Source organism: Burkholderia sp. HAN2018, assembly GCF_024704855.1.
Lineage (GTDB): Bacteria > Pseudomonadota > Gammaproteobacteria > Burkholderiales > Burkholderiaceae > Burkholderia > Burkholderia cepacia.
In genome coordinates this window covers 1-10,444 of the sequence record NZ_QOBB01000043.1, presented here as the reverse complement: position 1 = coordinate 10,444, position 10,444 = coordinate 1, and the positions used below count along the sequence as shown (strand labels likewise).

Sequence of the window (10,444 nt, the reverse complement as noted above, 5' to 3'; positions counted from 1 at the left end):
TCGTAACGACAGCATGTCTAGAACCATACTGTGCGTCGTAGGTACGCGACCGGAGGCCATCAAGATGGCGCCGGTCATCCTGCGTTTGCGAGCGGATCCGGGATTCAAGGTGCACGTGCTCGCGACCGCGCAACACCGCGATCTGCTCGACCAGATCCTGACCTGTTTCGATATCAAACCGGATGTCGATCTCGACATCATGCGTCCGAATCAGGGGCTTGCCAGCCTGACGTCGCGTCTGCTTGACGGTATCGATGCCGTGCTCGTGGACAAGCGTCCCGATCTCGTACTGGGACAAGGCGACACCACGACGGTCATGGCCACGGCGCTTGCATGCTTCTATCGGCATATACCGTTCGGTCATATTGAAGCAGGCCTGCGTACCCGCGATCTCGGCAATCCGTTTCCTGAAGAGATGAACCGCGTTTTCGCGGGGCGCCTCGCAAGGCTGCATTTCGCGCCGACAGCGAGTTCGCGCGACAACCTCTTGCATGAAAACATCCCCAGCGACCAGATCTGGGTGACCGGAAACACCGTCATCGACGCGCTTCACACTGTCTTGCGGACACATCCGTCCTGCGGCGTCGATATCGACGACACGAAACGGCTGATCCTGGTCACCGCGCATCGCCGGGAGAATTTCGGCGCCCCGCTCGAACGGATCTGCCATGCCATTCGCCAGATTGTCGACGCCAACGACGACATCGAGGTGCTGTTTCCCGTACATCCCAATCCGCACGTCCAGCGTACGACGCGCGAACTGCTGTCGCACCACGCCCGGATCCGACTCTGCCCGCCGCTCGACTATGTGCCGTTCGTCGCCGCCATGCAGCGCTCGTACCTCATCCTCAGCGACTCGGGCGGCGTGCAGGAAGAAGCGCCAGCTCTGGGCAAACCGGTCCTGGTGTTGCGCGACGAGACCGAGCGCCCGGAAGCTGTCGAAGCCGGTGTCGTCAGGCTCGTCGGCACTCAAACCGATACGATCGTCAATGCGGTCCAACTGATGCTCGACAACGCCGAGGAATACGGCAAGGTTGCACGCGGCGTCTCGCCCTACGGTGACGGAAAGGCAGCCCAGCGGATTTTCGACGTCATCCGGGAACAATGCGTGTGATCGAACAACTCGTCTATCTGTCGCCGGTGCCATGGAGCAGCTTTGCACAGCGACCTCACAAGTTCGTCGAGTGGTTTCATCAAGAAACCCATGGCCGTGTGCTCTGGATCGATCCGTATCCAACCCGCCTGCCCATGCTTCAAGACTTGCGCCGCCCATCCGGCGAAGGCAAGTCCGACGCGCATACGGCCGCGCCGCCTTGGCTCGACGTCGTCCGCATCCGCAGCCTTCCGCTTGAGCCACTGCCCCTCGGCACCGCAATCAATCGATTCGGATGGCGTGACATCACGCGTCGCGTCGTGCAATTCTGCGCCGAGCGCAACACGCTTCTCGCGGTCGGGAAGCCGTCCGGGCTCGCGCTCGACTTGTTACGAGCGGCTCGTCCCGCCCGGTCGCTCTACGACAGGATGGACGACTTCCCGTCGTTCTATCGAGGCGTTTCGCGCTCGGCGATGAAACGCACCGAACTCGCTGTCGCGCGCGAGGTCGACACGGTTTTCGTATCGTCTTCGGGCTTGCGCTCGAGCTGGAGCAGTATTCGGCCTGACGCCAGGCTGGTCCACAACGGGCTCGATCCAGCCGTCCTTCCGGCGTTCCGCGAAAAGACGTCGGATCATGCCGGGCCGCATGTACTGGGTTACTTGGGCACCATGGGGCCTTGGTTCGACTGGCAATGGCTCGCTGCGCTTGCGCAATGCCGCCCCGCGGACACGATTCGATTGATCGGGCCGTTATTCCATCCCCCGCAAATCGCGCTGCCCGAGAACGTGCAGATTCTTCCGCCGCTGAAACACGCCGCCGCTCTCGCCGCGATGTCGGACTTCGACGTCGGCCTGATTCCGTTCCTGCGCAACTCGCTCACGGACGGTGTCGATCCGATCAAGTATTACGAGTACAGAGCGCTCGGATTACCGGTCATCTCGACCCCCTTCGGAGAAATGGCAACACGGTGCGACGAACCCGGTACATTCCTCTCGAGCGGATCCGAGAACCTGTCTTCAATCGTTGTCGAGGCACTCGAATACCGGACGACACACGACGAGGTATCGCGGATCCGGAGCGCAAACAGCTGGGCCGCCCGTTTCGCGGCAACAGGCATTCTCGGCTAGTGTTCTATCGTTCTATCCCCGCTCGATCGCGGTTCGCTTCGGCATGCAAGGCTGACAAGACGGTAAAACCCGGTGACGGGATCCGCCGCTTGCTCGACTGCCCGTTACCCTGACGCGCCCGGTCAATACCGAGCGATGCACCGGCGATCCCTTTCAGTCGGCCATGCAGAGGCCCAGCGCGTATTCCCAATCGGGCAGGTGCAAGCCGAACGTCTCGGCGAGTTTGCCGTGGGACAAGCGCGAATTCGCCGGGCGACGTGCGCGCACCGGAAACTCGCTCGCGGAAATCGGCACCACAGCGGGTGCGTCATCCCCCATCGCGATGCCGAGAATCGCCTTGGCGAAACCGTGCCAGGACGTCTCGCCGGCTGCACTCAGATGATAGGTTCCGGAGCGCGCCTGCCACCAGGCCTCATCATGGGCCGCCAGCCCTTTGGAGAGGATGTGCGCAGTCGCGGCTGCAATTGTTTTCGACCAGGTCGGCGCGCCGACCTGGTCGGCAACCACACGCAATTCGGGTCGCTCCGCGCCCAGCTTGAGCATCGTGCGCAAGAAATTCCTGCCACGTCGCCCGTATACCCAGCTGGTTCGCAAGGTCAGGTACGCGCACCCTGCGCTCTCGATCGCACGCTCGCCCTCAAGCTTGGTCATCCCATACACGTTCAGCGGATTCACTGCATCGGTCTCGGTATACGCGCCCGCCTTGGCTCCGTCGAACACGTAATCGGTCGAGTAGTGAATCAGCACCGCACCGCTGCGCGCAGCCTCTTCCGCCAGGACCCGCGGCACATCGGCATTTATGCGTCTTGCCGCATCGACGTCGTCCTCGGCATTGTCGACGGCCGTATAGGCAGCCGGATTCACGATGAAGGCCGGCTGCAACGCCCGCACGACAGCACGGATCCGGTCGAGATCAGACAGATCGAGCATCGAGCGGTCGCACTCCACCACGCGGCCGAGCCCCTGCAGCGAGCGCAGCAGTTCAAAGCCTACCTGACCCGTGACACCGGTTACGAGGATCGTCGACTCGGAATTCATCACGACCTCACTCAAAAAGATCTGCGTCCATCAACCGCATGCCCGCGGCATCCTTGACGGCCAGCAGCGGCTCGCCATCCAGCGGCCACGCGATCCCGATGTCCGGATCGTTCCAGACAATGCTGCGCTCGTGCTCGGGAAACCAATAATCGGTCGTCTTGTAGAGAAACTGAGCAGACTCGGACACCACAAGGAAGCCATGCGCGAACCCCGGCGGAACCCAAAGCTGCCGATGGTTGTCGGCGGACAGCGTCACGCCGACCCACTTGCCGAAATTGGGCGAACTGCGGCGCACATCGACTGCGACGTCGAACACCTCGCCCTCAACCACGCGCACCAGCTTGCCCTGCGTGTGTTCGATCTGGTAGTGCAGCCCGCGCAGCACGCCTTTTGCGGATCGCGAGTGATTGTCCTGCACGAACTCGATACCCGGAGCGACGTGCTCCGCAAACTCGCGCGCGTTGAAGCTCTCGTAGAAATACCCGCGCGCGTCTCCGAATACCTTCGGCTCGATAAGCTTGACTTCGGGCAGTGCCGTTGACGTTACGTGGATTGCCATGCGACCTGATGGGTGAGTAGGTTCCGGAGATACAGCCCGTAGGCGTTCTTCGCGAGCGGCTGTGCCAGTTTCAGCACCTGCTCCGCGTCGATCCAGTTGCGGCGGTACGCGATCTCTTCGGGGCACGCAACCATGAGCCCCTGACGCTTCTGCAGCGTCGCGATGAACGTCGCCGCCTCGATCAAGGAATCGTGCGTACCCGTATCGAGCCACGCATAACCGCGCCCCATGAGCTCGACGTCGAGCTGGCCCGCCGCCAGGTAGCGCGAATTGACATCGGTGATCTCGAGCTCGCCGCGCGCCGACGGCTTGATGTCGGCTGCGATGTCGCAAACCTGCCTGTCGTAGAAATACAGCCCCGTGACCGCATAGCTCGAACGCGGCTTTGCCGGCTTCTCTTCAATCGATATCGCGCGGAATTCGCGGTCGAACTCGACCACGCCATACCGCTCGGGGTCCTGAACGTGATACGCAAATACGGTCGCGCCCGTATCCTTCGCGCTGGCCCGCTCGAGCTGCTTCGCGAGATCGTGCCCGTAGAAAATGTTGTCGCCGAGGATGAGCGCCGACGGCTCGTTGCCAACGAAGTCCCGGCCGATGACGAACGCTTGCGCGAGCCCGTCCGGCGACGGCTGCGTCGCATACCGGATATTCATCCCCCACTGGCTGCCGTCGCCGAGCATCGACTCGAAGCGCGGAGTGTCCTGCGGCGTCGAGATGATCAGCACGTCCCGGATGCCTGCAATCATCAGCGTCGACAGCGGATAGTAGATCATCGGCTTGTCGTACACCGGCAGCAGCTGCTTCGATACTGCATGCGTGATCGGATAGAGCCGTGTGCCTGAACCGCCGGCGAGAATGATGCCCTTGCGTGTCATCGTCTCTCCTGTCAAACGCGTGCTGCGTAATTGGTCTCGACCCACTTGCGGTATTCGCCCGAAGCCACCTCGTCCGACCACGCCTGGTTGTCGAGATACCAGGAGACCGTCTTCGTGAGGCCGGTTGCGAACGTCTCGGCCGGCTTCCAGCCGAGTTCGCGCTCGAGCTTGCGCGCATCGATCGCGTAACGGCGATCGTGCCCCGGACGATCCTTCACGTACGTAATCTGGTCGCGATACGTGCCTTGTGCCTTGGGTCGGGCATCGTCGAGCAGATCGCACAGCGTATGCACGACGTCGAGGTTCGTCATTTCGTTCCAGCCGCCGACGTTGTAGGTCTCGCCCGGCGTGCCGCGTGCGAGCACTTCGCGAATCGCGCTGCAGTGATCGCCGACATACAGCCAGTCGCGCACGTTCTGGCCATCGCCGTAGACCGGCAACGGCTTGCCCGCGAGTGCATTCGCAATCATCAGCGGAATCAGCTTTTCGGGGAACTGGTACGGGCCGTAGTTGTTCGAGCAGTTGGTCGTGAGCGTCGGCAGGCCATACGTATGGTGATACGCACGCACCAGGTGATCGGAGCCCGCCTTCGTCGCCGAGTACGGGCTGTTGGGCGCGTACGGTGTCGTTTCAGAGAACTGCGGATCCGTCGCGGACAGCGAACCGAACACTTCGTCGGTCGACACGTGCAGGAACCGGAAGCCGGCCTGCTCCGCGTCGGGTAACGCGCTCCAGTACTGGCGCGCGGCCTCGAGCAGCGTGAAGGTGCCGACGACGTTGGTCTGAACGAACTCGGCCGGACCGTGAATCGAGCGATCGACGTGACTTTCCGCCGCGAAATGCAGGATCGCGCGCGGCTGGTGCTCGGCCAACAGCGCGTCGAGTGCCGCGCGGTCGCAGATGTCCACGCGGGCGAATACGTGCTTCGGGCTTCCGTTCAGCGATTGCAGCGTGCGAAGGTTGCCTGCATAGGTCAATTTATCGACATTGAGCACGGCCTCGTCGGATTGACTAAGCCAGTCGATTACGAAATTGGCGCCGATAAAACCCGCGCCGCCCGTCACCAGAATCATGAGGCTCCCTCTAGTCATGCATGGCGTGCCTCAAGCGCGAGCCGCCACGAACTCCGGACGCGACGATGACGTGCACGTCCCCCCAAGGCGGGCATTCTAACTGCTGACCGTAACCCTCAAAACCATGAAATGCTAATTTTGTTGAAGGGCCACCAATTATAAGAAGCGGGTTGGGTCAAAATCCACGTCGCTAACAACTTGAAACAGCGCCCCGGACCCTCCCCCGAAAAAATATTCATTCAAATCAATACGTTAAAATTCCCCGAATACGCTCGCAGTTGAGTTGCAGCGATCGCATCCTTTTTCGACCCGCGTCAGGATTTGTAACAACCTACCTCTCATGACCCGCACCCCCATCGCAATCGGCGACATCCAGGGCTGTCATTCCGCTCTCCAGTCGCTGCTCGACAAGCTGTCCCCGCCCGCCGACACCCCGCTATGGATCGCCGGCGACGTCGTCAACCGCGGCCCCGGCTCCCTCGCCGCGCTGCGTGCGCTCGTCGACCTCGGCCCGCGCGCGACCGTCGTGCTCGGCAATCACGACCTCCACCTGCTTGCGGTCTCCGCCGGCCTGCGCACCGAGCGCCCGGGCGACACGATTGGCGAAATCCTCGACGCCCCCGACGCCGACGCGCTGCTCGACTGGGTCCGCCATCGCCCGTTCGTGCATGCGGAAAACGGAATGCTGCTCGTGCACGCGGGCGTGCTGCCGCAGTGGGACACCACGCTGGTGCTCGAACTTGCCGACGAACTCCAGCGCGCGCTGCGCGCGCCCGACTGGCGCGATACGCTGCAGCAGCTGTACGGCAACGAGCCGAATCAATGGAGTCCCAACCTGAAGAAACGCGACCGGATGCGCGTCGCGTTCAACGCATTCACGCGCGTGCGCTTCTGCACGCCCGACGGCGCGATGGAATTCAAGGCAAACGGCGGCCCCGACAGCGCGCCGCCCGGCTACCTGCCGTGGTTCGACGTACCGGGGCGCCGCACGGAGGACGTGACGGTCGTGTTCGGGCACTGGGCCGCGCTCGGCCTGATGCTGCGCGAGAAACTCGTCGCGCTCGATTCGGGATGTGTGTGGGGTAACCAGCTGTCGGCCGTGCGGCTAACGGCCGATCCGGCGCAGCGCACAGTCACGCAGGTGCAGTGCGAAGCGTGCCGCTCACCGGGCGGAGAGTGACGAGAGACTGATTCGCGGGGCCGGAGGTGGTCGGCCCCAACACGTCAGCCCTCTCGCCCCGGCACGGGCGCGTCGGCCGCCTCGTTGCGCGCCGCACCGGTGCCGACCTCGGTCGCCGGATACGCATGCTTCGCCAGTTCCGCAAGCGACTCGGCCGACGGCTTGCCGACCTTCTCCTGCAGCGTCGCGAGCGCGGCCGCGATCGCATCGCGCGCCGCGGCGGACGTCGCCCGCCGGTCGCCGCCCGGCGCGATCGGCTCGCACACGTATAGATGCGCGACGATCGGGCCGCCGCGCAACACCATGTCGAGCGACTTGCCGAGCGCCAGCTCGCCCGTGTAGGCCGGCGCGACCGACTGCCGCCGCTGCGCGTCCTCGTACATCAGGCAGATCGGCTGCACCGCGCAGCCCGCCGATACCGCGGCCTGGAACAGGTTCGCATGGAACGGCAGCAGCTCCTGCCCGTCGGTCGTCGTGCCTTCCGGAAACACGCACATCAGCCCGCCGTTGCGCAGGCGCTCGGCCATTTCGTGCATGACCCGCATCGCCTCGGTGCGCTTCTCGCGCTGCAGGAACACGGTGTCGAGCTTCTCGGCGAGCCAGCCGACGACCGGCCATTGCCGCACCTCGGCCTTCGACACGAACGGCGTCGGCCGCCACGCGTTGATCGTGTAGATGTCGAGCCAGGACACGTGATTGCCGACCACGAGCGCGCTCGCGTCGAGCCGCGCGCCGTCGTTGTGGACGACGAGGCGCATCCCGCAGATCCGCAGCAGCTTGAGCGACCAGCGGCGCGTCATCTCGGCACGCCGCGCGGGCGTGACGTGCGAAAAACGCAGCGCGACGATCGCCATGCCGCGCAACAGGTGAAAGACGAGACGCAGCTTGCGAAGGGCAATCATGGCGAAGGTCCGGCGTGGTTCAGGGGCGCTCGAACGCGATCTGTCCGGCGACGAGCGTCGTGCGCACGCAGGCGGGCAGTTCGTAGCCGAGGAACGGCGAGTTGTGGCCCTGGCTCTTCAGCGCACGCGGCTCGACGCGCCAGTGTGCGCGCGGGTCGAACACGCACAGGTCGGCCGCGCCGCCTTCGGCGAGGCGGCCGGCCGGCAGCTGCAGCACGTCGGCCGGCGCGGACGTGATGCGGCGCAGCGCCTGCGCGAGCGGCGTACGCGTTTCGTCCGCCCACTTCAGCGTCAGCGACAGCAGCAGTTCGAGCCCCGTCGCGCCCGGCGTCGCTTCGCCGAACGGCAGCAGCTTCTCGTCGTCGTCGACCGGCGTGTGGTCGGAGCAGATCGCGTCGATCGTCCCGTCGGCGAGCGCCACGCGAATCGCTTCGCGATCGCGCTCGCTGCGCAGCGGCGGGTCAAGCCGGAACTGCGAATCGAAGTAGCCGATGTCGACATCGATCAGGTGCACGTGATTCACGCCGACGTCGCACGTCACGGGCAGCCCCTCGGCCTTCGCCGCACGCACGAGTGCGAGGCCGGCCGCCGACGACAGCCGCGCGAGGTGCACGCGTGCGCCCGTCACGCGCATCAGTTCGAAGATCGTGTGCAGCGCGATCGTCTCGGCCGCGACCGGCACGCCGGACAGCCCGAGCCGCGACGCAAGCGCGCCGCTCGCGGCAACGCCGCCACGGCCGATGAATGCGTCCTGCGGGCGCAGCCACGTCGTGTAGCCGTAGGTGCTCGCGTACTGCAGCGCACGCAGCAGCACCTGCGTGTCGCGCACCGGCACGTTGGCATGCGTGAAGCCGACGCAGCCGGACTCGGTCAGCGCGACCATCTCGGTGATCACTTCACCCTTGAGGCCGACCGTCAGCGCGCCGAGCGGATGCACGTTCGCCTGGTGGAGGTTGCGTGCGCGGAACTTGAGCATCTCGACGAGGCCCGGCTCGTCGAGCACGGGGTCGGTATCCGGCGGGCAGACGAGGGTCGTGACGCCGCCCGCGACGGCTGCGGCCATTTCGGACGCGAGCGTCGCCTTGTGCTCGTAGCCCGGCTCGCGCAGCCGCGCGCACAGGTCGACGAGGCCGGGCGCGACGATCAGGCCCGATGCGTCGATGGTCTTCCCGGCGTTGAAACCGGCCGGCGCGGCGGTGCCAGCGTCGGCAATCGCGGCGACCTTGCCGTCCGCGACGAAAACGTCGGCCTGCCGTTCGGTGCCGGCGACCGGGTCGATCAGCGTGCCGCCTTTGATATGAATCTTCATGCGCTGTCTGTGAATGCGTTGAATGCGTTGAGTGCCTGGATCAGGATGCGCGAAAGCGGGCTCAGTCGCTGTTGCCGGCGACGATGCCCATCACCGCCATCCGCACGGCGATGCCGAACGTGACCTGGTTGAGGATCACCGACTGCGGGCCGTCGGCGACCTGCGAGTCGATCTCGACGCCGCGGTTCATCGGGCCGGGGTGCATCACGATCGCGTCGGGCGCGGCGAGCGCGAGGCGCTCGGGTGTCAGGCCCCAGGTCTTGAAGTACTCCTGCGCCGACGGCAGCAGCGCGCCGCTCATCCGCTCGTTCTGCAGGCGCAGCATGATGATCACGTCGACGCCCTTCAGCCCTTCGTCGAGGTTGTGGAACACCTTCACGCCCATCTGCTCGAGGCCGCCCGGCAGCAGCGTGCGCGGGCCGATCGCGCGCACTTCCGGCACGCCGAGTGTGGTGAGCGCGTGGATGTCGGAGCGCGCGACGCGCGAATGCAGGATGTCGCCGACGATCGCCACGCGCAGCTTCGTGAAGTCGCGCTTGTAGTGACGGATCGTGTACATGTCGAGCAGGCCCTGCGTCGGGTGCGCATGACGGCCGTCGCCTGCGTTGATCACGTGCACGTGCGGTGCGCAGTGCTCGGCGATCAGGTAAGGCGCGCCGCTCGACGCGTGGCGCACGACGAACAGGTCGGCATGCATCGCCGACAGGTTGTTGATCGTGTCGAGCAGCGATTCGCCCTTGCTCGTCGACGACGCATTGATGTTCAGGTTCAGCACGTCGGCCGACAGGCGCGTCGCGGCGATCTCGAAGGTCGTGCGGGTACGCGTCGAGTTCTCGAAGAACAGGTTGAACACGGACTTGCCGCGCAGCAGCGGCACCTTCTTCACTTCTCGGTCCGTCACGCTGACGAACTGCTCGGCCGTATCGAGGATGTGATTGACGATCGAGCGCGGCAGGCCCTCGATCGACAGCAGGTGCTTCAGCTCGCCGTTTTTCGTGAGCTGCGGATTGCCCTTCAGGAAGCCGTAGCGGAACCGGTCGGGGCTCGCGGCCGCAGCGGGATTGCCGGTGCGGCCAGTGGTGTCGGTGGTCATGGTGTGCGTGATTCCAACTATGCAAACGGGCCGCGGTGCAAACCAGCGGCCCGGGATACGGTTCGCGTGCCGCTCAGGCGCCGTGCGCCTCGACGCGCAGCGTGAACTGCGCGTCGTCGCGCGCGAGCACGAGCGTCGCGCCGGCCGGCACGTCCAGCGTGCCGCCCGCGAAGCGCGCGGCGACCGGCA

10 protein-coding genes and 1 pseudogene are annotated in these 10,444 nt (G+C 65.0%); 3 read left to right on the top strand and 8 right to left on the bottom strand.

Annotation, left to right across the window (positions count from 1 at the left end; genetic code table 11):
- The first annotated feature begins 13 nt into the window (after positions 1-13).
- Both wecB and DPV74_RS14005 read left to right on the top strand, forming a co-directional pair.
- Positions 14-1,114, top strand: coding sequence for a non-hydrolyzing UDP-N-acetylglucosamine 2-epimerase (wecB, locus tag DPV74_RS14010; RefSeq protein WP_119337410.1), 1,101 nt, complete (start codon positions 14-16; stop codon positions 1,112-1,114).
- Positions 1,105-2,223 (top strand): glycosyl transferase, encoded by a 1,119-nt coding sequence (locus tag DPV74_RS14005; RefSeq protein ID WP_060357131.1) that lies wholly within the window; start codon positions 1,105-1,107, stop codon positions 2,221-2,223. The genes wecB and DPV74_RS14005 overlap by 10 nt, the downstream gene beginning before the upstream one ends.
- A gap of 153 nt (positions 2,224-2,376) precedes the next feature.
- On the opposite strand, the gene rfbD is transcribed toward DPV74_RS14005, so the two are convergent.
- Genes rfbD through rfbB form a run of 4 tightly spaced genes read right to left on the bottom strand, consistent with a single transcriptional unit; the run spans position 2,377 to position 5,771 of the window.
- A complete protein-coding gene (gene rfbD / locus DPV74_RS14000) occupies positions 2,377-3,261 on the bottom strand; it encodes a dTDP-4-dehydrorhamnose reductase (RefSeq protein WP_205571912.1) in 885 nt (294 codons plus the stop codon).
- A 7-nt stretch (positions 3,262-3,268) separates the two neighbouring features.
- The gene (gene rfbC, locus DPV74_RS13995; RefSeq protein ID WP_027788193.1) at positions 3,269-3,820 is read right to left on the bottom strand and encodes a dTDP-4-dehydrorhamnose 3,5-epimerase; all 552 of its coding nucleotides are present in this window, start codon (positions 3,818-3,820) and stop codon (positions 3,269-3,271) included.
- Positions 3,805-4,698, bottom strand: a complete 894-nt coding sequence (rfbA, locus tag DPV74_RS13990) for a glucose-1-phosphate thymidylyltransferase RfbA (protein WP_119337408.1) — start codon at positions 4,696-4,698, stop codon at positions 3,805-3,807. The genes rfbC and rfbA overlap by 16 nt, the downstream gene beginning before the upstream one ends.
- 11 nt (positions 4,699-4,709) lie before the next feature.
- On the bottom strand, positions 4,710-5,771 hold the full coding sequence (rfbB, locus tag DPV74_RS13985; RefSeq protein WP_119337407.1) for a dTDP-glucose 4,6-dehydratase: 1,062 nt from the start codon (positions 5,769-5,771) through the stop codon (positions 4,710-4,712).
- Positions 5,772-6,111: 340 nt separating this feature from the next.
- On the opposite strand from rfbB, the gene DPV74_RS13980 reads away from it, so the two are divergent.
- Positions 6,112-6,951 (top strand): symmetrical bis(5'-nucleosyl)-tetraphosphatase, encoded by an 840-nt coding sequence (locus DPV74_RS13980; RefSeq protein WP_119337406.1) that lies wholly within the window; start codon positions 6,112-6,114, stop codon positions 6,949-6,951.
- 44 nt (positions 6,952-6,995) lie between these two features.
- On the opposite strand, the gene DPV74_RS13975 is transcribed toward DPV74_RS13980, so the two are convergent.
- From DPV74_RS13975 to DPV74_RS13960, 4 genes and pseudogenes are all read right to left on the bottom strand, one after another.
- Positions 6,996-7,853: a 1-acyl-sn-glycerol-3-phosphate acyltransferase gene (locus DPV74_RS13975; RefSeq protein ID WP_059695972.1), complete on the bottom strand. Its 858-nt coding sequence runs from the start codon at positions 7,851-7,853 to the stop codon at positions 6,996-6,998.
- Positions 7,854-7,872: 19 nt separating this feature from the next.
- Positions 7,873-9,162: a dihydroorotase gene (locus tag DPV74_RS13970; RefSeq protein WP_060084002.1), complete on the bottom strand. Its 1,290-nt coding sequence runs from the start codon at positions 9,160-9,162 to the stop codon at positions 7,873-7,875.
- Between the two features lie 61 nt (positions 9,163-9,223).
- On the bottom strand, positions 9,224-10,255 hold the full coding sequence (locus tag DPV74_RS13965) for an aspartate carbamoyltransferase catalytic subunit (protein WP_006476735.1): 1,032 nt from the start codon (positions 10,253-10,255) through the stop codon (positions 9,224-9,226).
- A gap of 73 nt (positions 10,256-10,328) precedes the next feature.
- Positions 10,329-10,444 (bottom strand): annotated as a pseudogene (locus DPV74_RS13960) (bifunctional pyr operon transcriptional regulator/uracil phosphoribosyltransferase); the annotation flags it as partial.